The following is a 23,352-nucleotide window of genomic DNA, read 5'->3' as shown; positions in this document are numbered from 1 at the left end:
TCCTCGAATCTCATCGACAGGGAGTACAACGATGCCCGGACGTACCGTCGCCAAGCTGGCCACCGTGAGCGCCGTCATCGCCGCCTCGGTGCTGGCGGTGGCGCCCACCGCACACGCCGACCTGGTCACCCACTGCATCGGCACCGGCGGTGCCGTGACCGTGCCCAACGACCTGCTCGTGCCGGCCGGCGAGTCCTGCGCCCTGACCGGCACCACGATCACCGGCAACGTCACCGTCGCGGCCGGCGCCAACCTGGTGGTTGCCGGCGGCCGGGTCAGCGGTGAGGTACGCGTCGCCGCGGACGGCTACCTCGACGCCACCGCGACGACGATCGACGGCCAGGTGGTGTTGGCCGCCGGCGGGTACGGCGTCTTCCTCAAGGATGCCAGCAGCGGCAACGTGACGGTGCGGCCGAAGGGCACCGCGACCGTCGACAGCTTCCTGTTCGTGGAGGAGTCGACGATCGTCGGGACGGTCACCGCCGGCGCGGGTGAGGTCCGGCTCGACCGGGGCACGCAGGTGCAGCGCAACGTCAGCAGCATCGGCACCTACTACACCGACGTGCACGACTCGTTCGTCGACGGCACCCTCTCGGTGCTGAACAGCGCCACCGGCAGTGTGGTGTGCGGCAGCGCGGTGCGCGGTCGGGCCACCTTCGCCGGCAACCTGGGTGGTGTGCAGCTCGGCCCGAACGGCACCCTCGACAGTTGCGCGTCCGGCGGCTACTGGGGCACGGACGTCAGCGTCACCAGCACCACCGGCGGTGTCACCGTCGACGACAACATCATCAACGGTCAGTTGACGGTGACGGGCAACGACCCGGCCGCCCAGGTGGCCGCGAACAACCGGATCCGCGGCGGCGTGACCGGTGACCAGGCGGCGGCGGGCACCAACCGGGCGGCCCGGGTGGCAGTTCCGGACCGCGATGAGGCGGGCGACGAGCGGGCCGAGCTGCGTCGTACCTCGGCGGTTCAGGAGGCCACCGCGGCCGGCACCGCCCGCCTGTAGCGGATTTCGCGCCGGGCCGGACGCCCTCGGCGTCCGGCCCGGCAGCGGAGGGTACGGGCTTGCTGTGCCTGTCTACCCTCCGGTCATGGCGTACGAGCCGATGATGGTGCCCAGCCCGAAGCCCAACCGCACAGCTCGGACGGTCCTGATCGTCGTCGCCGCGTTGCTGTCGGTGTGCTGCGTGGTGGGCGTCTGCGCCGGCTTCTGGATCTACCGCGGCGTCCGGGACAACGTCGAACCGGCCCGGGCCGCCGCCACGGCGTACGCGGACGACATGCAGGCGGGCAACTACCCGGCCGCGTACGGGCGGCTGTGCGCCAAGGTGCGCAAGAACCTGACGCAGGAGGATTTCGCCCGGATCCAGGCTGCGCAACTGCGGTTCAGCAGTTACGAGATCACCGGCCTGGTCGTCAACAACTACAACGGCCGGGTCACCGCGACAGCCACCGTCGAGGTGGTCCAGGAGGCCACGGGCGCGCGGTTCACGCAGAACATGGCGCTGGTCGAGGAGGACGACAAGTGGGTCGTCTGCCAGTGACGTCGCCGCTACCGCCCGGTCGGCTGGTAGAACTCGCTCGGGTCGTTGGCCAGGGACGCCTTGACGTACGCGCTCCACTCGTCGGCGAGGACGTCGATCCGAACCGGTGCCCTGCGTGATCGGTTGCCTCCTGGCAGGTTCACCGACGAGCCGTACGCGAGCTACGCTCAAACCTGACGCTGACGTGAGAGACAAGGTTGTGTGGCGGGTGTCACCGACCGGGGGGAGGGGCCGTGCGCATCGGTGAGCTGGCCGCGCAGACCGGGGTGTCCGTGCGGGCCCTGCGCTACTACGAGGAGCAGGGGCTCCTGACGGCCGCTCGCAGCAGCGGCGGGCAGCGCCACTACCCGCACAGCGCGGTCGACCGGGTCCACCTGATCCAGACGCTGTACGCCGCCGGCCTCGCCAGCCGTACCATCCTGGACCTGCTGCCCTGCGTCGACGCGAACGTCAACACCCCGGAGTCCCGGGCCATGCTGCGCGCCGAACGCGACCGCATCGATCAGCAGATCGCCCAGCTCCGGCAGGCCAGGGACCGGCTCGAGGCGGTCATCACCCTCAGCGAGAGCCCGGCGAGTGGCTGCACCCGGACGGAGGTCGACGCCCTCGTGTCCGCGACGGTGCACCACTGAGTAACCGGCAGCAGTCGCGGGGTGCCGTCGGCACGCTCAGGTCTGGGCCAGCTCGGGGATGCCGTAGTGCTGGTCGAGGACCTGCATGGCGGCGCCCGCGGCGATGGCGTCCGCGCCGAGACCGGACAGGCTCACCCGGGTCCGGAGCCAGTCCACGCGTCGCGCGTCCGCCTGGACGGCCTCGGTGACGGCCGCGAGATAGGTCTCCGGGTGCCGGAGGAGATCCGCGCCCGCCAGCACCACGTGGGCGAGGTCGAGGGTCTGGAGCAGGTTGACGACGCCCACCGCCACGACGCGGGCGGCACGTGCCAGGTCGCCGGCCTCGGTGGCGTGGCGGTGCACGATCTCCAGGCAGCCGCGCCGGCCGCAGACGCAGCGGGGACCGTCCAGGTCGACAACGGTGTGGCCGAACTCTCCCGCGTTGGTGTGCGCGCCCCGGTGGGCCGCGCCGCCCAGCCACAAGCCCCCGCCGATCCCAGACTCGATCATGATGAGCGCCGCGTCGCCGAACGTCGCGCCGTGTCGCCAGGCTTCGGCCGTGATCCCCGCGGTGACGTCCTTGTCGAGGTGGACGGGTAGGTCCAGGTGCTTCTCGGCGATCTCGCGCAGCGGTACGTCGTGCCAGTGCCGCAAACCGTGGGCGCCGCGGACCAGGCCGTGGGCGTGGTCCAGTGGGCCGATCATGCCGATGCCCACGCCGGTGAGTCGGTTCCGGACGTCGGTGCTGCCGATCATCGTGTCGATGCCGGAGCGCAGGGCGTCGAGCAGGTGCGGCGGGTTGAAGTCGCCGGGCAGCGGGCTGACCGCCGAGCGGCGCACGGTGCCGGCGAGGTCGACCAGGACCAGCCGCAGTGTGCGCCGGGCGACGTGGGCGCCGATCGCGTACCGGCTGTCGGGCACGAGTTCGTAGACGACGGCGGGCTTGCCGACGCCCGGCCGGCGGGCACCGGTGGGACGGATCAGGCCGTCGGCGCCGAGGCGGGCGATCACCTTGGAGACCGCCTGGGGGGTCAGGCCGGTGGCCTGGACCACCGTCGAGCGCTCGAAGCGTCGCGCGGTGCGACCCACGCCCAGCACCAGTGCCTGGTTGTAGCCGCGCAGGAACCTGACGTCCGCAGTGATGCGAGTCATCTCGACACCCTATTACGCAACGCTGTTGCTAAATTTTCTCGGTGATCGAGTTGAGCAGAGGTCGACGGATGGCGGCGCTTGTCGCCCTGGCACTGGGTGGCGTCGCGATCGGCCTGACCGAGTTCGTGGCGATGGGCCTGCTGCCCGACATCGCGCGCGGTCTGCTCTCGCGGGAGTACGCCCAGTCGTCATCCGGGGCGGTCGCCCGAGCGGGTTGGATGATCACCGCGTACGCGCTCGGCGTGGTCGTGGGCGCGCCCCTGATCGCCGCGCTCAGCGCACGCCTGCCCCGCAAGAAGCTCGTGCTCGGGCTGCTCGTCCTCTTCGCCGTCGGCACTGTCGGTTCCGCGCTCGCCCCCACCTTCGACCTGGTGCTGGTGGCGCGGTTCGCAGCGGCGCTTCCGCACGGTGCGTACTTCGGCGCGGCCGGCCTGCTCGCCGCGTCACTGATGGGCCCCGGTAACGAGGCCCGGGGCTTCGCCACCGTGCTCAGCGGCCTGACCGTGAGCAACGTGGTCGGCGTACCCCTCATCACGCGGCTCGGGCAGGCGACCAGCTGGCGCGTCGCGTACCTGGTCATCGCCGGTGTCTTCGTCCTCACCCTGCTGGCGGTGCTGGCGGTCGTCCCGGAGGTCGCCGCGGCGGTCGACGGCTCGCCGGCCGCCGAGTTGCGGTCGCTGCGCACCTCGCAGGTCTGGCTGGTCGCCGCCACGGGCGCGGTCGGGTTCGCCGGGTTCTTCGCGGTGGACAGCTACATCGCACCGGTCACCACCGACGTCGCCGGGCTCTCTGCCGCGACGGTGCCGTGGGCGCTGGTCGCGGTGGGTCTCGGCATGACCGTCGGCAATGCCCTCGGTGGGTGGTTCGCGGACCGCGACCTGCGGCGCAGCATGGTCATCGGATTCGTCGCGATGATCGTGAGCATCACCGCGTTCAGCCTCGTCGCGTCAAACCCGGTCGGCCTGTTCGTGGGCGCGTTCCTGGTCGGTGCGACGAGCCTCTACCTCGGTCCGGTCCTGCAGGCCCGCCTGATCACCGTCGCACCGGGTGCGCAGTTGATGGGTGCGGCGGTCAACCAGTCGGCCATGAACATCGCCAACAGCCTGGGCGCCGCCCTGGGCAGCGTCGCCATCGCCGCCGGGCTCGGTTACCTCGCGCCCGCCCGGGTGGGCGCGGTCCTCGCGGTCCTCGGGTTGGTCCTGGGGCTGGTCAGCTTCGCCGTCGGCCGACGGACGCGCGAGCGGGTCCCGGCCACCGTCTGAGGTGGCCGGGCGCCCGCGGCGGGCGGTTCAGAAGTCGTCGACGTTCACCGTCACCCGATGGGCGCTCGACCTCCAGTTGGGCACGTTGACCACCGCGTGACCGCCGCCGCGTTGACCCACGGTGATCCCGACGAGGCCGAGGTGCGCCGGGGCGGCCGGGATGAACACGTCCACGCCGGTGATGAACGTCTGGCTGAAGAACTCCGGCAGCGGAGCAGTCAGGTCGGTCACGCCGTCGCTGTGGTCGTCGAAGGCGAAGATGGCGATCGTCCTCTTGACGCGTGGCGTGTTCGCCGCGTTCAGGACATCCCTGCCGTTGATCCACAGGCGGTCGCCGGCGTCGCCCTGGTCGCCCCACCACTCCTTCTGGCGCTGGATCGTCAGCGCGGTGTGCCGGTCGCTGGTCTCGACGAGTGCGCTGAGGCCCTCGCCGGGCACGCTTGTCGTCAGGCGCAGGAACGAGTCCGAGCGGCGGAACGGCTGGACGTAGAAGTGGTGCGTCGCCGCGCCCGGGCGCACGACCGCGAACTCGTAGCGGGCCGTGGCGAGGACCGGGACGGGACCGAACGAGCCGTCGCCGCTCAGCGGCACCCGGTGCGCGGGCCGCTGCGACAGTCGACCGCCGGTCAGCGGGCTGACCGGGTAGACCTCCAGGGTCGCGTCCGTGACGCCCACGTTGCTCGGGAAGAGCACCGCGCGGCCGGACACCCGGGCGGTGCCGAAGAGTTGCGGCACGATCCGCGTCGTGTGCGGCGCTCGACCACGCAGAAATCGGAAGATCTCGTCGAACGACTCCGGCGACGACACGGTCTGGGTGTGCGACTGGTCGGGCAGGTGCACGTTCGTCGCGCCGACGATGGCGCGGGCCGGATCGCCCTCACCCCAGATCGCGAGGGTGGGCACCCCGCCGGGAGGGGTCGCCGCAGTGCGTCCGTCCAGGTTCACGTAGTGCGCCACCCGGGCGGCCCGCGCCGGTGAGCTGGTGAGATAGCCCTGCATGACGAAGGTGCCCAGGGAGTGCGCGAGCAGGTCGACCTGATCCGCGCCGGTCGCGGCCAGCAGGCGGGAGATCCGTGCGTCGAGTCCCGCGTACACCTGGGGCAGGATCGTGGCGATGTTCGGTGAGTCGTACTCGTGGGCCTCGATGATGTCGATCGGGTAGCCGTTGCTGGTCAGACGTTTGGCCTGGGACTGGAACTGCGCGGCCGACCCGGCGCTGCCGTGCACGAAGACCACCGGACGGTACGCCGGCGGGGGCGCGGCCTCGGCGGCACGCGGGACGGGGGCGACGGACAGACCGGCGGCGAGCGTGACCCCGGCCACCGTGGCGAGCAATCTCCGGCGAGACGTGTGCATCGGTCCTCCACCGTACGAGACGAAGTATTTGCACTGCTAGCGCAAGTATCGTGTCAGGGTGAGGTTCGGCGGTCCATACCTGCCGCCCGTGGTCAGCTGACCTCTCTGGCGAGCAGGTCGCCGACCGCGGCCCGGACCGGATCCGGATTGGCCCAACTCCAGTTGGGGTGCGCGCGGTTGGTGAGCAGGGCGAGGACGAGTTTGCGGTTGGGGTCGACCAGGAGCGAGGGGCCGGCGAAGCCGGTGTGGCCGAAGGTCCGGGCCGAGGCGAGTCGGCCCATGAACCAGCTCTGGTTGAGGACGACGCCGAGGCCGTGCGCGGCGGTCCGGTTGGGTCGCTCCGGGTCGACCGCGGGTTTCCCGGCGTTCTGGTTGGTGAGCATCCGGCGCACGGTCGCCGCGGCGAGGATCCGCTTGCCCTGGTGGGTGCCCCCGTCGAGGAGCAGTTGGCCGATGACCGCGAGATCGGTGGCGGTCGCGAAGATGCCGGCGTGGCCGGCGATGCCGCCGAGGTGGTTGGCGACGTCGTCGTGGACGGTGCCCCGGAGCAGGCCCCGCGACGAGCGGGCGTCGGTGGCCACGAGCCGATCGGCCTTCGCGGTGCCGGACAACCAGGTGTTGGGGTTGAAGCCGGTGTCGCGCAGGCCCAGGGGGCCGGTGAGGTTGCTCTTGAGCGCCTGGTCGAGCCGCTGACCGGTGGCCTTCTCGACGATCCGGCCGGCGACCATGAGCCCGACGCTGGAATAGCGGAACGTGTCCCCGGGCACGGCGCCGGAGACCAACCCGGTGGTGAGCACGGCGTTCCAGCGGGCGGCGCTGTCGGCAAGGCCGGTGACCTTGGCGCCGACCGGCAGGCCGCTGGTGTGGGTCAGCAGCATCTCGACGGTGACGCGTTCGGTGCCGGCTCCGGTGAAGCCCGGCAGGTAGTCACGGACGGGTGCGCCCAGGTCGACGCGGCCCTTGTCGACCTGCTGGAGCAGCAGGATGGCCGTGTAGACCTTGGTCACCGAGGCGAGGTCGAAGATGGAGTCGGGACGCATCGCGACCCGCTGGCTCGCCGTAAGAAGCTTCGGGCCCGCGCCGTAGCGCAGCGCCTCCCCGACGGCGGTGTGCACGGTCGTCTTCCCATCGACCAGGACGACGGCGACCGCACCGGGGAAGCCCTTGTGCGCAACGGTCTGCGAGGTGGCGGGGAGGTGTTTTCGGAGCAGCGCCGTCACGCCCTGCGCGTACCGGGCCTGGCCGGCTGGCACGGCACCGCCACTCGGCGACGCGGCGGCGCTCGGCGATCCGGACGGGGCGGTGGTGTCACCGGCCGAGCCGAAGCCCACCCGGTTTCCGGCGGCGTCCGTCGCGGTCACCGCGCCGCCGGGATCGCCCGGACCGGGCTTCGGCGGACCGTCGTCACCGCAGCCGGCGAGGGCGGAGGTCGCGACGGCCAGACCGGCCCCGAGCAGAGTACGACGCGCAATGGGCATGCCGGGAATCGTGACAGTTGACATCGACGTGCGCCAACCGAGCCCTCCAACCTCGGTCACGCCCCGCCACCGGCCAACAGATGGTCACCATGCAGACACGTTCGGTAAATGTGCGGTGGTTGTGCAACGATCGGCGGGCGCCACACCGACCGACCATCCATACCCTTGGAGAGCACGATGCCCCTCTCCCGCGCCCGGATCTTCGCCGAGCTGAACGCGGTGCGGCCCCCGGATCAGCCGTCCCCGGTACTGGGCACGGCAGTCGTGGTCGGCGGCAGTGTCGCTGGCCTGCTGGCCGCCCGCGTGCTCTCCGACTACGCCGACAGCGTCGTCATCATCGACCGGGACGACCCGCAGGTGAGCGGCGCGCGCCCCGGCGTACCCCAGGGGACGCAGCTGCACGCGCTGCTGCCCGGCGGCTCCCTCCAGTTCGAGCGACTGTTTCCGGGCTTCCGCGAGGAGGCCCTGGCGCGCGGGGCCGTCGAGGCGCCACCCGCGTCCCGGCGCAACTACCTCGACGGTCGCCTGCGGGTCGTCGTCCCCGACGACGCCGACAGCCTGGCCGGCAGCCGGCCGCTCCTGGAGGGACTGATCCGGCAACAGGTGCTGCGACTGCCGAACGTCAAGACGGTCACCGCCCGTGCCACCGGTCTCGTGTTCGACGGCACCGTGGTCACCGGGGTCCGTTGCGACGTCGGCGGGGTGCCCGGCGTGGAGAGCGGTGACCTCGTGGTGGACGCCATGGGACGGTCGAGCAAGCTGTCGGCCTGGCTGGAGCAGGCCGGCTGGGAGCGGCCGGCCACCCGGCGGATGACCGTGCACCTCAACTACGCGACGGCCCTGTTCCGGCGCCCGCCGACGGCCCCGGCCTCGACCGTCGCCCTGGCGCTGAACACCCCGAGGATGGCCTCGGACGTCGCCGGCGCCGCGTTCTTCGCCATCGAGGACGGTCGGTGGATGGCCATGATGGCCGGCTACGGTGCGAACCGCCCCGGCGCCACGGCAGAGGACTTCGTCCGCCGACTGCGGGAGCAGTTCCCCCCCGAGTTCGGCGACGTCGCCGACCAGGAGATGATCGGCGACGTCCAGACCTACCACCACGCCGACAGTCGACGGCGCGAATTCTCCGCGCTGCGGCGCTTCCCGGGCGGGCTCGTCAGCGTGGGCGACGCCGTCGCCTCGTTCAACCCGGTGTACGGGCAGGGCATGACGGCGGCGGCCCTGCACGCGGCCTGCCTGGCGACGTACCTGCGCGGTCGCCCGGATCTGACCGCCCCCGCCCGGGAGTACCTCGCGTTGCAGAAGGTCGTGGTCGACGCCGCGTGGTCGACGTCGACCACGGCCGACCTCGCGCTGCCCCACGTCGACGGGCCCTACCCGCGCGGACACCGGATCACCAGCTGGGCCAGCCGCCAGATCATCACCGCGACCGTCACCGACGTGGCGATCGCCCGACGGTTCAACCAGGTCGTCTCCATGCGGGAACACCCACTCACGCTGGCCCGGCCCGGCGTGCTCCTCGGCGCACTACGGGCCAACCGGCGTGCCCACTGACGAGCGGCCGCGCTAGCGGGGCAGCTTGCGCAGGATGTCGACGACGAATCGGTGGTCCTCCAGCTGGGGAAGCCCGGACACGCCGACCCAGCCCACCACGCCGGTGCCGCGTACGCGCAGCGGCACCGCACCGCCGGCCGCCGCGTACCGGGAGGCCGGCAGACCGAACTTCTCGGTAAGCGTCACCTGCTTGTCGTGACACAACCGCGCCATGTAGAGCGAGGAGTGCTCGAACCGCATCACCACCCGGCCCTTGCGGCGCAACCACCCGTCGTTGTCCGCCGTCGACCCGGGCAGGCCACAGTGGAACAGCTGGCGACCGGCCCGCCACACCCCCACCGAGACCGGCAACCGCTGGTCCCGGGCGGCGGCGACGGCGAGCTGCCCCAGCTCGTACGCGTCGGTCTCGGACAGGCCCGCGAGCTCCAGCTCGGCCTCCTCGCGGAGCAGCTCGTCGAGCGTCGGCCACGATTCACGATCGGCTGTCATGACTCTCCTTCTCGTCGCACCGGGTGGTCACCAGGCGCAGGGCGCGTAGTCCTTCAGGAAACAGCCGTACAGGTCCTCACCCAGCTCGCCACGGACGATCGGGTCGTACACCCGGGCCGCGCCGTCCACCAGGTCCAACGGGGCGTGGAAGCCCTCGTCGGCCAGCCGCATCTTCGTCGGGTGCGGGCGTTCGTCGGTGATCCAGCCGGTGTCGACGCTCGTCATCAGGATGCCGTCGGTCAGCATCTCCTGCGCGCTGGTACGGGTCAGCATGTTCAGCGCGGCCTTGGCCATGTTGGTGTGCGGGTGTCCCGGCCCCTTGTAGCCGCGGCCGAACTGGCCCTCCATCGCCGACACGTTCACCACGTACTTACGCCGGGCCGACGCGGCCGCCATCACCGGGCGCAAGCGGCTGACCAGCACGAACGGCGCGGTGACGTTGCACAGTTGCACTTCGAGCAGCTCCACCGGGTCCACCTCCTGCACTCGCTGGACCCAGCTGTTGACCGAGTCGAGGTCGGGCACGAGACCCCCGGCGTCGATGGCCGTGGACGCGGCGATCCGCTCCGGCGAGGCGGAGCCGCTGGTGAGTGCCAGCGCGGTGAGCGCGTGCGGGGTGAGCGCCGTCGACTGTGGCCCGGCGGTCAGGCTGCCCACCGGGCCGCCCGGACCGTCCGGCTTGGCGAACGTGATCAGCTCCGGCAGCGGGCCGTCCGGCAGGGCCGCGGCCTCGGCGGCGATGAGCTGCGCGTATGCCCCGGGGGACCGGCGGACGGTCTGCGCCGCGTTGTTGATCAGGATGTCGAGGGGACCCTGGCTGCTGACGTCGTCGGCGAGGGCGATCACCTGGGCGGGGTCGCGCAGGTCGATGCCGACGATGCGCAGCCGGTGCAGCCAGTCCCCGCTGTCGGGCATGGCGGCGAACCGGCGCACCGCGTCGTGCGGGAACCGGGTGGTCACCGTCGTGTGCGCGCCGTCGCGCAGCAGCCGCAGCGCGATGTACATGCCGATCTTCGCCCGGCCGCCGGTGAGCAGCGCGCGCCGGCCGGTCAGGTCGGTACGGGCGTCGCGGCGCTCCCGGTTGAGCGTGGCGCAGGACGGGCAGAGCTGGTGGTAGAAGGCGTCCACCTCGCGGTAGCGCTGCTTGCACACGTAGCAGCCGCGGGCGTTGTGCAGGAAACCCGCCGTCTCGCCCGCGGCGGAGGACGCGAGCGGGATGCCCTGGGTCTCGTCGTCGATCCGCCCCGGGGCGCCGGTGGCGGTGGCCTCCGTCACCGCGCGGTCGGCGGCGAGGATGGCGTCGCGCCGCTCCTCTCGCCGCCGCTGCTTGATCACCTTGTAGAGCCGGGCGGTGGCGCGCTGCACCCGCACCACGTCCGGGTGGTCGGAGGGCAGCTCCTCCAACGCCTCGAAGACGCTGAGGCAGGCCTCCAGCCGGCTTCGGTCAATGCCCTCTTGACCGTTTTCGGTAATGTTGTCCACCGTCATGCGTCTGTGTCTCGTCCCGTATCCCGTGCCGGCTCCAGCCGGTCCACCCCAAGTCCGACCCGAAACGGTACGCGCCTTGCGGCATTCGACGCACCTCGCGGCTGCCCGGCGTGGTGCGCCTCGCTGCCCGGCGTGGTGCGCCTCGCTGCCCGGCGTGGTGCGCCTCGCTGCCCGGCGTGGTGCGCCTCGCGGCGCGGTCAGTCCGCGTCGACGTGGCCGAGCCGCCAGTAGCCCATGAAGGCCACCGCCCGCCGGTCCAGACCTCGCTCGGCGACCAGGTGCCGGCGCAGGTGACGGATGACGCCCGCCTCCCCGGCCAGCCACGCGTAGAGCGGAGCCGAGGCCACCTCCTCGGGCACCTCCCAGAGGATCTCGGTGTCCAGGTTCACGTCCGGCACGGGCTGGGCGGCCGACGAGGCGTCGGGGGCCAGCAGCTCCCCGGCCGCGGCGACGACGGCGGGCACCAACCGGCTGCCGTACCCGTCGGTGCCCCGGGCCAGCCAGCGCATCTCGATGCCGGGGGGCGTCACCAGCGGCAACACGTCGGCGGCGTCGGGCACCTCCAGCACGACAGTGCCCCGGGCGTCGAGGGGTAGCCGCTCGCAGATGCCGCTGATCGCCGGCACGGCGGTCTCGTCCCCAGCCAGCAGCAGGGCGCCGCCGGTCGACTGTCGAAACTCGACCCCGCCGTGGTTTCCGTCGAAGCCGGCGTCCGGCCCGACCAGGGCGATCTCGTCGCCGACGCTGGCGCGCCGAGCCCAGCGCGTCGCCGGGCCACTGTCGCCGTGCAGCACCAGGTCGACGTCGACCTCGGCCAGGTGCGGTCGGACCGCCCGCACGGTGTAGGTACGGATCGGGTTGCGCAGGTGGTCCGGCAGCGCCCGCCAGGTGGCGTACCAGTCCGCGCCGTGCGGCAGGCTCGCCCGGCGCTGACCGGGCAGCGGCAGCGCCAGTTTGATCCGCTGGTCGTAACCGTTGTCCGCGAACCGGTCGAGGTCCGCCCCGGTGAAGGTCACCCGGGTGAAGGACGGGCTGAGTCGGCGTACCGCGCGGACGCTGACGGTGAATACGCGCCAGGGCGCGATGGGCAGGGTCTCGGTCATGGTGCCTCTCCGGGCTCGGGCCGGCATCTACCGGGGGTTGTTCGCCACGGCGCGGGAGCGCCACAGCAGCCAGACGAAGTACGGGGCGCCGATCATGGCGGTGACCAGGCCGGCGGGGACCTGGGCCGGTGCGATGACGGTCCGGCCGAGGGTGTCGGCGACGCTGACCAGCGCCGCGCCGAGCAGGGCGGCCACCGGGAGCACCCGGGAGTGCCGCCCGCCGACGAGCGCCCGCGCGGCGTGCGGGGCGACCAGGCCGACGAAGCCGATGACCCCGACGGCCGAGACCGCGGTGGAGGTGAGCAGCGCCGCCGCGCCGAGCGCGACCAGCCGGGTACGTTCCAGCCGGACGCCCAGCACCCGGGGGGTGTCGTCGTCCAGCGCCAGCAGGTCGAGTTCGCGACGGGCGGCGACCACGGCCGGGGTGAGCACCAGCAGGGCGATCAGCACCGGCAGCACCTGGGTGGGCGTCCGGCCGTAGGTGGAGCCGGACAGCCAGGTCAACGCCTTCCCGGTGTTCCACGGGTCGAAGGCGACGACCAGGTAGGTGATGACCGCCATCCCGCCCTGCCAGGCGCCGAACCCGATCAGCACCAGCCGGTCGGAGCTCAGCCCGCCGCGCCAGGCCAGGCCGTAGACCAGGGCGAACGCCAGCATCGCGCCGAGCCCGGCGACGCCGGAGACGGCCCACACCCCGGCCAGCGGCACGAAGGTGAGCAGGGAGATGGCCCCCAGGCCGGCGCCGGCGGTGATGCCGAGGATGCCCGGTTCGGCCAGCGGGTTGCGGCAGACCGCCTGGACGGTGGTGCCGGCCACCGCGAGCGCCGCGCCGGCCAGGACCGCCGCGGCGACGCGCGGCCACCGCTGGTCCAGCACGAAGGTGTACGCCGGCCCGGTGCTGCCGTTGACCCAGTTGACGACGTCACCCAGCAGCACCCAGGTGTCACCGGCCAGCATGCCGACCGCCACGGCGGAGACGGTCACCACGGCGGCGACGGCGACGACGCCGCGGTGGAACGCGGCGGAGCGGACGGCCGCGTGCCCGCCGGGTGGGCGGTGGGTGGGGCCCGCGTCGCGGTGCCGGCGGGCCAGCCAGATGAGGATCGCCGCGCCGAACAGGGTGGTGACGACACCGGTGGGGATGTCGACTCCGGCCTGCCCGCCCATGACGGCGCGCAGCAGTACGTCGGAGCCGAGCACGATGACGACGCCGGCGATGCCGGACAGCGGCAGCAGGATGCGGTGCCGGTGCACCCCCGGCACCACGGGGGCGAGCAGCCGGACGATCACCGGGGCGCACAGGCCGACGAAGCCGACCGGACCGGTGAGGGTGACGGCCGCGGCGGACAGCAGCACAGCGAGGACCATGACGGTGAGCCGGGTACGCCGCACGTCGAGCCCGAGCACGGTGGCGGTGTCGTCGCCGAGGGCGAGGATGTCGAGGCGGTGCCCGAGCAGCATCAGCACGACGATGGCGCCGACGATCACCGGCGCCAGTTGGGTCAGCGCGGTCAGGTCGCTCTGCACCAGCGAGCCGTTGCCCCACGCGAACAGGCCGATGGTGGCCTGCTCGAAGAGGAGCAGCAGCAGGGTGGTCACCGACCCGAGCGCCAGGGCCGTCGCCGAGCCGGCGAGGATGAGCCGGGTGGTGCCGGCCTGCCCGCCGGAGGACATCGCCATCACCAGGCCGGCGGCGGCCAACCCTCCGCAGAAGGCGAGGCCGCCGGCGGGCAGCGCGGGCAGCGAGACGCCGAACGCGGCCACCGACACGATCGCCAGGTGTGCGCCCGCGTTGACCGCGAGGGTGTCGGGCGAGGCGAGTGGATTGCGGGCGATCGACTGCAACGCGGCACCGGCGAAGCCGAGCGCGACGCCGATGGCCAGCCCCGCGAGCAGTCGGGGCAGCCGGGCGGCGATCAGGACGCGGGCCGTCTCGTCGTCGGCGCCGGTCGCGAGCCGCAGCAGATCCAGGGCGCCGACGTTCGAGGTGCCCTGGGTGAGGTGCACCGCGCCGACCACGAGCAGCAGCAGGGTCGCGGCGACGAAGACGACGGCGACGCGGGGCGCGGCCGGGCGGCCGTCCGGAGCCGGCCGGGTGGCCGGCTCCGGACGTGGGGGTGCGCTGAGCACGCTCACACCGCGTACGTCTTGACGAGTTCGTCGATGTACTGCTTGCCGGACAGCGGTCCGCCGAAGGTCCAGATGCCGTTGGGCATCTTGTGCAGGTTGCCCTGCCGGACGAAGGGCAGCGCCTTCCAGATGGCGTTGCCGGCGAGACCGTTGGCGAACACGTCGTCGCCGTCGGATGCGCTGTAGAAGAAGCGCAGGTTGGGATCCTTGAGCACCGTCATGCCTTCGACGTCGGTCTGGCCGAGGCCCCACACCTCGTCGGTCTTGCCGGTCCACGCGTTGGTGAGACCGAGCTGGATGCCGATCTGGGAGACGAGCGCGCCCTTGCCGAACATCCGGATGCTGACGGTGCTGCCCTCCTTCCAGCCGTCGGCGATGGCGAACGGCCGGCCGGCGGCGCCCGCGTCGGCGATCTTCTTCTTGCCGTCGGCGATGGCCGCGTCGAAGTCGGTGAGCAGCTTCTCCGCCGCGGTGGTCTTGCCGACGGCCTTGGCGATCATGGTGAGGTCGGTGCGCATCCGGCCGAGGTTGTCGGTGGCGTCACTGCCCTTGGCGACCACGACGGGGGCGTACTTCTCCAGCTGACTGATCAGGTTGGCGCCCCGGTCGTCCTCCATCACGATGAGGTCGGGTTGGAGGGCGACGATCGAGTCGACGCTGGGCTCACCGCGAGTGCCGACGTCCTTGACGCTCGGGTCGAGCTTCGCGGCGGTGACCCAGGTGCCGTACCCCTTCGGGTCGGCGACGCCGACGGGCATGACGCCGAGGCTGACCAGCATCTCGACCTCGCCCCACTCCAGCCCGACGACCTTGGTCGCCGGGGCCTTGAGGGTGATCTCCTTGCCGCGGCTGTCGGTGAGGGTGACCGGGCCGCCGGCCGCCGAGGAGGAGGTCTCGGGGGCCGCGGCCTTCTCGGTGGTGCCGCAGGCGCCGAGCGTCAGCGCGGCCACGACGGCGAGGAGGGCGGTGAAACGGGTACGGGTCATGACGGTCTTTCTCTGCTGAGGATGAGGGGTGTTCAGACCAGGGCGCGGATCGGGTGCCGCCCGACCGGGCGGGTGGTGACCAGTCCGCTGACCGGATCGGTGGTCACCTCGATGCGGATCCCGTAGGTCTCGGTGAGGGCGTCCTCGGTGAAGACCGTGGCCGGGGTGCCGGTGGCGCGCACCCGGCCCTGGTGCAACAGGACGATCTCGTCCGCCACGGCGGCTGCCTGGTTGAGGTCGTGCAGCACGACGCCGACGGCGACGTCGTGGTCGTTCGCGAGGTCCCGGACCAGGTCGAGGATCTCCACCTGGTAACGCAGGTCGAGGAACGTGGTGGGCTCGTCGAGAAGCAGCACCGGGGTGTCCTGGGCCAGGCAGGTGGCCAGCCACACGCGCTGCAACTCGCCTCCGGAGAGTTCGTCCACGGGGCGATCGGCCATCGTCGCGACGCCGGTGACGTCCATGGCGCGGGCGATCGCGGCGGGACCGTGCGGGTCCTCCGCCCGCCAGCGCCCCCGGTAGGGGTGGCGGCCGTACCCGACGACGTCGCGGACGGTGACACCGCTGGGCACCGGCCTGCTCTGGGCCAGCAGGGTGACCCGACGAGCGAACTCGCGGGCCGGGAGGCTGGCGGCCGTGACGCCGTCGGCGAGGTGCACGGTTCCGGCCTCGATCGGGTGTAGCCGGGCCAGCGCCCGCAGCAGCGTGGACTTCCCGCTGCCGTTGGGCCCCACCAGTGCGGTCACGGCGCCCGCGCGGAGGTTGATCACGGCACCGTGCACCACCGGCACACCGTGGTAGCCCAGACGGAGGTCGACGCCGGACAGGCTGCGACCCCCGTTGGCCGACGCCAACTCGTTCTGCATGAGGTTAGGCTAACCTAACCTCGTTGTGGCCTGTCAAGCCGGTCACGCTCCCGTCGACAGCCGGGCGGACCGGTGGTCGTCGGTCCCGTGGGCGCGTGAGGGATGCTGGGTCCGTGCACATCGCGACCCTCGGCCCACTCGCCGTCGACGGCCGGCCCGTTCGGGGTGAACGGCTCGTGGCGGTGCTCCGCGCGCTCGTCGACGCGCGTGGGCGAGCGGTCTCCGTGAACCTGCTCGTGGACGCCGTCTGGGACGGCACGCCACCCGACGACGCGACAGGCGCCGTCCAGGCGCTCGTGTCCCGGGTTCGTCGTCTCGGGCTGCCCGTGGTCGCGGTGCCGGGCGGATACCGGCTGCCCGCCGAGGAGGTCACCGTCGACGCGGTCGAGGCGCGCGCGCTCGTCGACCGTGCGCGGACCGTGTTCCACTGTGGCGACGTCCGGTCCGCCCGCGGCCTGGCCGATCAGGCGCGTGCCCTGTTCCCCGAGGTCCCGGAGCTGGTCACCAGCGAGGACACGCGCCTGTTCGCGGATGTCACGGCGCTGCGCGCGCAGGCGGCACTCGCCGGTGTGGGTTCGTTCGACGAGGTCGACCTGGGCCGGCTCGTCGCGCGTACGCCCCCGGACGAGCCGTCGGCAGCCCTGCTCGTCCGGGTGCTCGCCGCCCAGGGGCGGGAGGCGGAGGCGCTGGAGGTGGTCGAGCGGCTGCGCGCCGAGCTGGCCGACCGGTACGGCACCGACCCGTCGCCCGTGATCACGAGCGTCCACCTGGCGTTGCTGCGCGGTGAACTCACCGCAGCGCCCGTCGCGGCGCCGCCCCGGCAACCGGCGCGGATCACGCTGCCCACCGCGTGGCGCCGTCCCATGGCCCCTCTGGTCGGGCGGGAGCGGGACCTGAGGGCCGTCACCGACGCGCTCGCCGAGACACCTGTCGTGACGATCGTGGCGACCGGCGGGGCGGGCAAGACCCGGCTCGCCGCCGAGGTGGCGAGACGCGCCGCCGCGGCCGGGCGCTCGGTGCGCGTCATCGAACTCGCTGGCCTGCGCTCGCCCGACGAGGTGCTGCCCACGGTGCTCGCCGCGCTCGGCGGTGCGGACACCACGGCGACCGGCGGCAATCTGGGTCTGGAGCGGCGGGTGCTCAACCCCGAGGAGCGGCTGCGCGCGGTGGCGCCGGACCTGGACGGGCTGGTGGTGCTGGACAACTGCGAGCACGTGCTCGACGCGGTGGCGGCCGTCGTCGCGGACCTCGTCGCGGTGACGTCCCCCGAGGTCGCGGTGCTCGCGACGAGCCGCGCCCCACTGGGCCTGGTCGGCGAGGTGGTGCACCGGCTGACCGCGTTGCCGGACAGCGACGCGCTCGCGCTCGTCGAGTCCCGGGCCCGGGCTGGTGGCGCCGTGCCGACCTGGGACGCCGAGCGGGTGCTGGCCCTGTGTCACCGCCTCGACAACCTGCCGCTGGCACTCGAGTTGGCCGCCGCGCGACTGCGGCACATGCCGATCGACGACGTGCTCGCCGGCCTGTCCGACCGGTTCGCGCTGCTCGACGACGCCCTGCGCGGCCTGCCGGAGCGGCACGCGAGCCTGTGGGCGTTGGTCGACTGGAGCAGGGAACTGCTCGCCGCGGACGACCGCCACCTGCTCCAGCGGGTCGCGGTCATCCCCGCGCCGTTCACCGCGGACCTCGCCGCCGCCGTCGCGCAGACCCCGGACGTCCGTCGCGGCCTGGCGACCCTCGTCGAACAGTCCCTGCTGACCCTGGTCGAGGGGGACGGTCCGCCGCGCTACCGGATGCTCGAAACGGTCCGTGAGTACGGCGAGGCCCGGCTGGACGCGGCAGGTGACCGGGACCAGGCGATGGCCGGCCTGGTCAGCTGGGCACGGGAGCAGGCCGTCGCACTGGCCGGCCACTTCATCGGCCCCGGCCAGGTCGAGGCACTGCACCGGTGCGCCGCCGAGCAGGACAACCTGGTCGCGGGCCTGCGGTGGGCGATGGGAGCGGACGACGAGCCCGCCGCCGTCGACGTCGCCACCGCGCTGTTCCACCTCTGGTCGGTGCGGGGCCTGCACCTGGAGGTGCTGGCCTGGGCGCGCGGGCTGCTGCACATCGACGACCCGCAGCGACGGACGCGCTCGGCGATCCTGCGCGGCACGGCCAGCGGCCGGCCACTGCCCAACGCCGAGCGGCTGGCCTGGATGTGCGTGGTGATCAGCGTCAACGCCGGCGTCAGCGCCGACCTGCGGCCCGCCGTGCTCGCCCGCCGGGCGCTGCGGACGCTGCTGGCCGAACGTCCCGCCGAGGTGTCGTCGCGACTGACCGCCCTCGCGTCGGCGCTGCCCGGCTTCGACGCGTCCGATGTGGAGCAGAGCCTGAAGAGCGCGACCGAGATGGTCGCGCACCCGGACCCGTACGTGCAGGGGCTCGGGCTGTTCGCGCGCGCGGCGGTACGGGAGAACGGCGGCCTGCCGGAGGCGTCGATCGGCGACGCCGAGCAGGCGTACCACCGCTTCGAGGCCGCCGGCGACCACTGGGGCATGGCGATGGCGGCCGGTGCCGTCGGGCAGTTCCTCGTCCCGAGCGGGGATGCCCGTTCGGCCGAGTGGCTGACCCGCAGCGTGCACCACATGGAGTTGGTCGGCGCCACGCAGGACGCGCGGTCGATCCGGGTCCGGCTGGACGTGCAGCTGGCCCTGACCGGCGACGCGGACGCGGAGCGGCGACTGGGCGAGACGGCCGCGCTGGGTCAGGCCGAGCAGATCGACGCCGCGCAGGCGTTGCTCGGCCTGGCGCATCTCGCCTGGCAACGCCAGCGTTACGACGAGACGCTCGCCCACGCCGACGAGGTGATGCGCGTCCTCGCCGGCTGGGTCGGGCCGCACCCGCAGCCGCGCGTGATGCTCCGGGCCACGGCGGCGATCATCTACCTGCGGGTGGCCCAGGCCGGGCGGGTGTCGGGCACCGACGTCACCGTCCAGGCGGCCGCGATGCTGTCGCTCGCCCGCGACGACGCGCTGACCTCGCGGGACCTGCCGGTGATCGGGGCGTGGGCGTCGGGCGGCGCGGAACTCGCGGCGTACCGGGGTGACGCCGACACCGCCCGCGAACTGGCCGTGCTCGCGAAGCGGATCGGCACCCAGATCGAGATGTTCTTCCCCTTTGAGAACGGCGAACGGCTCAACGCCATCCTCGGGAACGAGGAGCAGCGTGAGCCGTTGCTGGCCGCGTGGCGCGAGCGGCCACCCGTCGCGGCCGTCAACCGGATCCGCGAGCTGATGGACGACCTGCTCGCGTAGGTCAGATCTTCTTGCGGTACGCGCGCAGCGCCAGCGGCATGAACACCGCCACGAAGCCGGCGCACCAGGCGAGCGTCCACCAGACGTGGTTGCCGAGTGGGGTGCCGAGGAACAGTCCGCGTACCGATGCCACCAGGTGGGTCATCGGGTTGACGTCCACGAACGCCTGCATCCAGCCGGGCAGGGTGTCCGCGCCGACGAACACGTTCGACGCGAAGCTCAGCGGCATGATCAGCGCGAACATCACGCCCTGCACGGCACCCGCGGTCCGCACCTTCATCGACACCAGCACCGGCAGCCAGCTCAGGCAGAGCGCGAACAGCACCGCGAGCAGGCACCCGGCGACCGCCCGGAACAGGTCGGTCTCGATCCGGAAACCCATCACGTAACCGATCGCGAGAGTCGACACCGTGACGATGACGTACCGGACGACATCGCCGAGAACCGCCCCGACGAGTGGTGCGGAGCGGGGGATCGGCAACGACCGGAACCTGTCGAAGATGCCCTTGGCGATGTCGGTGTTCAGGTTGACGCCGATCGCGATGGCGCCGGTGGCGATGGTCTGCGCCAGGATGCCGGGCAGCAGGAACTGCAGGTAGTCGTGGGTCGATCCGGCGACCGCGCCACCGAAGACGTACACGAAGATGATGAGGAACAGCACCGGTTGCAGGGTGACGTCGATGAGCGCTTCGGGCGTACGCCAGGTCTTGATCAGGCTGCGTTTGGCGAGCGCCAACGAGTGCCGGACCAGCCGGAACGGCCGCGGGTTCGGGGCCGTCGTCGACAGTGCGCGGCTCTTCGTGGGTGCCGTGTCGATCAGAGTGCTCATGCCGCGACCTCCGTGGGGCGGGTGGTGTCGTCGTCGGATGCCGTACGCCCGGTGAGGGTGAAGAACACCTCGTCGAGGCTCGGCAGGTGCAGGGAGAGTTCGGTGACCGCGATGCCGGCGGCGGCGAACCGCGCGACGCTCTCGGTCAGGGCCGCGTCGTCGCTGACCGGCACCGCGAGCACGCCCTTCCGGATCTCGTCGGCGGTCGCGCCGGAGCCGACCTGGGTCAGGATCTCCGCAGTACGGGGCAGGTGCGCCGCGTCGGTCGGCCGGACCTCGAGGGTCTGCCCGCCGACCACCCGCTTGAGCCCGTCCGGCGTGTCGTGGGCGATGACCCGGCCGTGGTCGATCACCGTGATCGCGTCGGCGAGCGCGTCGGCCTCCTCCAGGTACTGCGTGGTGAGCAGCACCGTCGAGCCGTTGCCGACAAGCGAGCGGACCACGTTCCACATGTCCTCGCGCTTGGCCGGGTCGAGTCCGGTGGTCGGCTCGTCCAGGAAGATCACGTCGGGGGAGCCGACGAGGCTGGCGGCCAGGTCCAGTCGTCTCCGCATGCCGCCGGAGTAGGTCTTCGCCGGGCGGTTCGCGGCGTCGGTCAGGTCGAACCAGTCGAGCAGTTCGGCGGCCCGCCGCCGGGCACCGGTGCGCCCCAGTTCCAGCAGGGTGCCGAACAGCTCCAGGTTCTGCCGCCCGGTCAGGTCCTCGTCGACCGAGGCGTACTGGCCGGTGAGGCCGATGCTCTGCCGAACGCGCTCGGCGTCCCGTACCACGTCGAAACCGCCGATCCGGGCGGTTCCGCCGTCCGGGGCCAGCAGGGTGGAGAGGATGCGTACGGCGGTGGTCTTACCGGCGCCGTTGGGGCCGAGCACCCCGAGCACCGTCCCGCGAGGAACCGCGAGGTCCACGCCCTGTAGCGCCCTCGTCTTCCCGAACGTCTTCACGAGGCCCTCGGCCTCGATCACCAGGTCAGCTGTCATGCGCCCAGCCTGCACGGCGCGGCTGACACCGCCCCGACACGCCACCGACACCGGCTGACACCGGCTGACACCGGCGGTTCCGGCCCGGCGGTTCCGGACCCGGCGCGGTGATCGACTCGACTTCCCGAAAGACGCGGTATCCACCCGCCCGCGACACCGCGACTTTAAGAAGACCGAGTCGATCAAGCCGCGTGCGCACGTACCAGGTCAGATCGCCGGACCGTCCGTGTTCCGGATCATCTGCCGGAGCACCTTCAGGGCCGTCACGTAGTCGGCGTCGGCTATCCCCTGGTGGATGCGGGCACGGATCGCCGGAGCGTGCTGCTTGAGGTCGAGGCGAGCCGCCTCGCCCGCGTCGGTGATCCAGAGTCGCTGCTGGTCGTCGCGCGTGAGCCAACCCCGATCCAGCAGAACGCCGGCCTCGGCCTCCAGATCGTCCTCGGACCTCAGGTAGGTGCTCATCGCCATCTCGAGTTCCGGAATGGTCATGCCGTGACCGTCCGGCGAGATGTCGTTGCCGGACAGGTTGCGAAGCAACCAGAACTGGGGCTGGGTGAAGCCGAACTCGGCGTGCCGGGCCCGCGTGAAGGCGATGAGTGCCTCGTAGGCCACGCCGGTCCAGTACGCGGCGGGCTGGGTCGCGAGTTCGACGTCGGACAGGGGCTGGGTTGCCACGGGTGGCCTCCTGGGAGTGCTCGACTGAGCGCGACCCTAGAACCTCAAGTCAGGACGAGGTCAATGAGGAGACCCGGCTGTTCCCGTGCACGAGCGCTACGGCGTAGGTTGCGGAAGTGACAAGAAGTGAGCGAATCGCGGACCAGTTGGACCGGCACTGGCAGAAGAACCTGCGGCCCCGGCTGGACGGTCTTGCCGACGAGGAGTACTTCTGGGAGCCGGTGCGCGGCTGCTGGAGCATCCGTCCACGTGGCACGTCGTCCGCGCCGATGTCGACAGGTCCAGGGGAGTGGACGATGGACTCCGCGTCCCCCGGCCCAGTGCCCGCGCCGGTGACCACCATTGCCTGGCGGCTGGCGCACATCATCGTCTCCTGCCTGGCCTATCGGGTCGAATGGCACTTCGGCGGCCAGGAGGCCGACTCGCTCGCCTACGCGGGGACCGCCGACGAGGCGCTGAAACAGCTCGACGAGATGTACGGGAGATGGAACGCGGGGGTCCGCGAGCTCTCGGACGTCGACCTGGAGAACCCGCCCACCGCGGGTCCCGAACGGTTCCCCATGGAGGGCATCGTCCTGCACGTCAACAGGGAGCTGATCCATCACGGCGCCGAGATTTCCCTGCTACGCGACCTCTACCGCTGGCAGGACGGAGCGTGACGCTCCGCTGGGCGATTGTCTACGGGTAAAGGAGGGCCCGATGGGCCGCACGGTGTTGAGCATGAGCGTGTCGTTGGACGGCTTCGCCGCCGGCCCTGACGTCACCCGCGAACAACCGATGGGCAGGGGCGGCGAGCGGCTGCACGAGTGGCTGTTCCAGGCTGACGGGGATCGTGCTGTGGCCGCAGACGGCGTCACCCCGGTCGGGGTCGACGCCGCGCAGGTACGAGAGCGTCATGCCACGACCGGCGCCGTGGTGATCGGCAAACGGACGTTCGACGTCGGTGTGGACCTGTGGGAGGACACCCCGTTCCCGGTGCCGTGCTTCGTGGTCACTCGCGAGTCACGCGACCCGTTGCGGATGAAGAGCGACGTCTTCACGTTCGTCGACGACGGACTCCACAGCACGCTGCGCCAGGCGCGACAAGCAGCGGGCGACCGGAACGTCCTCATCATGGGTGGACCCACCACCGGACGAGAGTTCGTCAAGGCCGGGCTGGTGGACGAGATCCACCTCCAACTCGTACCGGTGTTGCTCGGTGCCGGCACACGCCTGTTCGACCACCTCGGCACCGCCCACATCGAACTCCTACGCACCGCGGTGATCGAATCACCACACGTCACGCACCTGCGTTTCCACGTCCCGAGGTGACCGCTCGGCGTCGGCCGGCCGCAGGGTGGACTCGACGTCCGCCGTGCAGACCGGCCGGCGCTCGCACGGCCGCGCCGATTGTCGAAGTCGGGATATGCTGACGGCGGCAGAGCGCCTGCCCGTGCCCGATGTGGTGGCCCACGCCCGACCGCATGCTTGGGGCCAAGAGTCTCCGACTCCGCGCCGCTGTGTCGACTCCCGGCGTGCCAGCCACGCCGCCTGCTCGGTGGAGTGCGTGGGGCTGC

21 protein-coding genes are annotated in these 23,352 nt (G+C 72.1%); 8 read left to right on the top strand and 13 right to left on the bottom strand.

Annotated features, from left to right (window positions below):
• The first annotated feature begins 31 nt into the window (after window positions 1–31).
• Both AB0C01_RS05530 and AB0C01_RS05525 read left to right on the top strand, forming a co-directional pair.
• Entirely contained in the window at window positions 32–1,009 is a 978-nt protein-coding gene (locus AB0C01_RS05530) for a hypothetical protein (RefSeq protein WP_357570331.1), read from the top strand.
• 85 nt (window positions 1,010–1,094) lie between these two features.
• Entirely contained in the window at window positions 1,095–1,547 is a 453-nt protein-coding gene (locus AB0C01_RS05525; protein WP_357239793.1) for a hypothetical protein, read from the top strand.
• A gap of 8 nt (window positions 1,548–1,555) precedes the next feature.
• On the opposite strand, the gene AB0C01_RS05520 is transcribed toward AB0C01_RS05525, so the two are convergent.
• On the bottom strand, window positions 1,556–1,690 hold the full coding sequence (locus AB0C01_RS05520; RefSeq protein ID WP_357239791.1) for a hypothetical protein: 135 nt from the start codon (window positions 1,688–1,690) through the stop codon (window positions 1,556–1,558).
• A gap of 90 nt (window positions 1,691–1,780) precedes the next feature.
• Between AB0C01_RS05520 and AB0C01_RS05515 the strand changes: the two genes are divergently transcribed.
• A complete protein-coding gene (locus tag AB0C01_RS05515) occupies window positions 1,781–2,179 on the top strand; it encodes a MerR family transcriptional regulator (RefSeq protein WP_357570330.1) in 399 nt (132 codons plus the stop codon).
• A 36-nt stretch (window positions 2,180–2,215) separates the two neighbouring features.
• Here the strand turns inward: AB0C01_RS05515 and AB0C01_RS05510 are convergent, their stop codons facing one another.
• A complete protein-coding gene (locus AB0C01_RS05510) occupies window positions 2,216–3,310 on the bottom strand; it encodes an ROK family protein (protein WP_357570329.1) in 1,095 nt (364 codons plus the stop codon).
• A 41-nt stretch (window positions 3,311–3,351) separates the two neighbouring features.
• Here AB0C01_RS05510 and AB0C01_RS05505 point away from each other — a divergent pair, with 41 nt between their 5' ends.
• Window positions 3,352–4,572, top strand: a complete 1,221-nt coding sequence (locus AB0C01_RS05505; protein ID WP_357570328.1) for an MFS transporter — start codon at window positions 3,352–3,354, stop codon at window positions 4,570–4,572.
• Window positions 4,573–4,599: 27 nt separating this feature from the next.
• On the opposite strand, the gene AB0C01_RS05500 is transcribed toward AB0C01_RS05505, so the two are convergent.
• Both AB0C01_RS05500 and AB0C01_RS05495 read right to left on the bottom strand, forming a co-directional pair.
• Window positions 4,600–5,928, bottom strand: coding sequence for an alpha/beta hydrolase (locus tag AB0C01_RS05500; protein ID WP_357570327.1), 1,329 nt, complete (start codon window positions 5,926–5,928; stop codon window positions 4,600–4,602).
• Window positions 5,929–6,020: 92 nt separating this feature from the next.
• Complete coding sequence (locus AB0C01_RS05495) at window positions 6,021–7,406, bottom strand: serine hydrolase domain-containing protein (RefSeq protein ID WP_357239776.1); 1,386 nt, start codon at window positions 7,404–7,406, stop codon at window positions 6,021–6,023.
• A gap of 177 nt (window positions 7,407–7,583) precedes the next feature.
• Here AB0C01_RS05495 and AB0C01_RS05490 point away from each other — a divergent pair, with 177 nt between their 5' ends.
• The gene (locus AB0C01_RS05490) at window positions 7,584–8,960 is read left to right on the top strand and encodes an FAD-dependent oxidoreductase (RefSeq protein ID WP_357570326.1); all 1,377 of its coding nucleotides are present in this window, start codon (window positions 7,584–7,586) and stop codon (window positions 8,958–8,960) included.
• 12 nt (window positions 8,961–8,972) lie between these two features.
• Here AB0C01_RS05490 and AB0C01_RS05485 read toward each other — a convergent pair whose 3' ends face one another.
• From AB0C01_RS05485 to AB0C01_RS05460, 6 genes are all read right to left on the bottom strand, one after another.
• Window positions 8,973–9,449: a heme-degrading domain-containing protein gene (locus AB0C01_RS05485; RefSeq protein ID WP_357239770.1), complete on the bottom strand. Its 477-nt coding sequence runs from the start codon at window positions 9,447–9,449 to the stop codon at window positions 8,973–8,975.
• 27 nt (window positions 9,450–9,476) lie between these two features.
• Window positions 9,477–10,937 carry an SDR family NAD(P)-dependent oxidoreductase gene (locus AB0C01_RS05480; RefSeq protein ID WP_357570325.1) on the bottom strand — a complete coding sequence of 487 codons (1,461 nt, stop codon included), beginning with the start codon at window positions 10,935–10,937 and terminating at the stop codon, window positions 9,477–9,479.
• A gap of 197 nt (window positions 10,938–11,134) precedes the next feature.
• Entirely contained in the window at window positions 11,135–12,040 is a 906-nt protein-coding gene (locus AB0C01_RS05475) for a siderophore-interacting protein (RefSeq protein WP_357570324.1), read from the bottom strand.
• A 27-nt stretch (window positions 12,041–12,067) separates the two neighbouring features.
• On the bottom strand, window positions 12,068–14,170 hold the full coding sequence (locus AB0C01_RS05470; protein WP_357239762.1) for an iron ABC transporter permease: 2,103 nt from the start codon (window positions 14,168–14,170) through the stop codon (window positions 12,068–12,070).
• Window positions 14,171–14,172: 2 nt separating this feature from the next.
• Window positions 14,173–15,156, bottom strand: a complete 984-nt coding sequence (locus AB0C01_RS05465) for an iron-siderophore ABC transporter substrate-binding protein (RefSeq protein ID WP_357239759.1) — start codon at window positions 15,154–15,156, stop codon at window positions 14,173–14,175.
• A gap of 32 nt (window positions 15,157–15,188) precedes the next feature.
• Window positions 15,189–16,022, bottom strand: a complete 834-nt coding sequence (locus tag AB0C01_RS05460; protein WP_357239756.1) for an ABC transporter ATP-binding protein — start codon at window positions 16,020–16,022, stop codon at window positions 15,189–15,191.
• Between the two features lie 113 nt (window positions 16,023–16,135).
• On the opposite strand from AB0C01_RS05460, the gene AB0C01_RS05455 reads away from it, so the two are divergent.
• Window positions 16,136–19,315 (top strand): BTAD domain-containing putative transcriptional regulator, encoded by a 3,180-nt coding sequence (locus AB0C01_RS05455; RefSeq protein ID WP_357570323.1) that lies wholly within the window; start codon window positions 16,136–16,138, stop codon window positions 19,313–19,315.
• 1 nt (window position 19,316) lies between these two features.
• Here AB0C01_RS05455 and AB0C01_RS05450 read toward each other — a convergent pair whose 3' ends face one another.
• The 3 genes from AB0C01_RS05450 to AB0C01_RS05440 form a co-directional block, all read right to left on the bottom strand.
• Window positions 19,317–20,144, bottom strand: coding sequence for an ABC transporter permease (locus AB0C01_RS05450; protein WP_357239750.1), 828 nt, complete (start codon window positions 20,142–20,144; stop codon window positions 19,317–19,319).
• Window positions 20,141–21,121, bottom strand: coding sequence for an ATP-binding cassette domain-containing protein (locus tag AB0C01_RS05445; protein WP_357239746.1), 981 nt, complete (start codon window positions 21,119–21,121; stop codon window positions 20,141–20,143). Before AB0C01_RS05445 ends, AB0C01_RS05450 begins: the two co-directional genes overlap by 4 nt.
• 207 nt (window positions 21,122–21,328) lie before the next feature.
• Complete coding sequence (locus tag AB0C01_RS05440) at window positions 21,329–21,796, bottom strand: MarR family winged helix-turn-helix transcriptional regulator (protein ID WP_357570321.1); 468 nt, start codon at window positions 21,794–21,796, stop codon at window positions 21,329–21,331.
• A gap of 116 nt (window positions 21,797–21,912) precedes the next feature.
• Here AB0C01_RS05440 and AB0C01_RS05435 point away from each other — a divergent pair, with 116 nt between their 5' ends.
• The gene (locus tag AB0C01_RS05435; RefSeq protein ID WP_357570319.1) at window positions 21,913–22,455 is read left to right on the top strand and encodes a DinB family protein; all 543 of its coding nucleotides are present in this window, start codon (window positions 21,913–21,915) and stop codon (window positions 22,453–22,455) included.
• 40 nt (window positions 22,456–22,495) lie between these two features.
• Entirely contained in the window at window positions 22,496–23,107 is a 612-nt protein-coding gene (locus AB0C01_RS05430) for a dihydrofolate reductase family protein (RefSeq protein ID WP_357570318.1), read from the top strand.
• Window positions 23,108–23,352: the final 245 nt, after the last annotated feature.

It is taken from the genome of Micromonospora sp. NPDC048905, assembly GCF_040649655.1.
Lineage (GTDB): Bacteria > Actinomycetota > Actinomycetes > Mycobacteriales > Micromonosporaceae > Micromonospora.
The sequence above is the reverse complement of the archived record's forward strand: the minus strand, read 5'-3'. Positions and strand labels throughout refer to the sequence as shown.

Excerpts from the sequence above, each read along its gene's own strand:
- AB0C01_RS05485 (WP_357239770.1), bottom strand. The coding sequence starts at position 9,449 with ATGACAGCCGATCGTGAATCGTGGCCGACGCTCGACGAGCTGCTCCGC.
- AB0C01_RS05530 (WP_357570331.1), top strand. The coding sequence starts at position 32 with ATGCCCGGACGTACCGTCGCCAAGCTGGCCACCGTGAGCGCCGTCATC.
- AB0C01_RS05490 (WP_357570326.1), top strand. The coding sequence starts at position 7,584 with ATGCCCCTCTCCCGCGCCCGGATCTTCGCCGAGCTGAACGCGGTGCGG.
- AB0C01_RS05445 (WP_357239746.1), bottom strand. The coding sequence starts at position 21,121 with ATGACAGCTGACCTGGTGATCGAGGCCGAGGGCCTCGTGAAGACGTTC.
- AB0C01_RS05430 (WP_357570318.1), top strand. The coding sequence starts at position 22,496 with ATGGGCCGCACGGTGTTGAGCATGAGCGTGTCGTTGGACGGCTTCGCC.
- AB0C01_RS05450 (WP_357239750.1), bottom strand. The coding sequence starts at position 20,144 with ATGAGCACTCTGATCGACACGGCACCCACGAAGAGCCGCGCACTGTCG.
- AB0C01_RS05500 (WP_357570327.1), bottom strand. The coding sequence starts at position 5,928 with ATGCACACGTCTCGCCGGAGATTGCTCGCCACGGTGGCCGGGGTCACG.
- AB0C01_RS05480 (WP_357570325.1), bottom strand. The coding sequence starts at position 10,937 with ATGACGGTGGACAACATTACCGAAAACGGTCAAGAGGGCATTGACCGA.
- AB0C01_RS05465 (WP_357239759.1), bottom strand. The coding sequence starts at position 15,156 with ATGACCCGTACCCGTTTCACCGCCCTCCTCGCCGTCGTGGCCGCGCTG.
- AB0C01_RS05510 (WP_357570329.1), bottom strand. The coding sequence starts at position 3,310 with ATGACTCGCATCACTGCGGACGTCAGGTTCCTGCGCGGCTACAACCAG.
- AB0C01_RS05495 (WP_357239776.1), bottom strand. The coding sequence starts at position 7,406 with ATGCCCATTGCGCGTCGTACTCTGCTCGGGGCCGGTCTGGCCGTCGCG.
- AB0C01_RS05525 (WP_357239793.1), top strand. The coding sequence starts at position 1,095 with ATGGCGTACGAGCCGATGATGGTGCCCAGCCCGAAGCCCAACCGCACA.
- AB0C01_RS05475 (WP_357570324.1), bottom strand. The coding sequence starts at position 12,040 with ATGACCGAGACCCTGCCCATCGCGCCCTGGCGCGTATTCACCGTCAGC.
- AB0C01_RS05460 (WP_357239756.1), bottom strand. The coding sequence starts at position 16,022 with ATGCAGAACGAGTTGGCGTCGGCCAACGGGGGTCGCAGCCTGTCCGGC.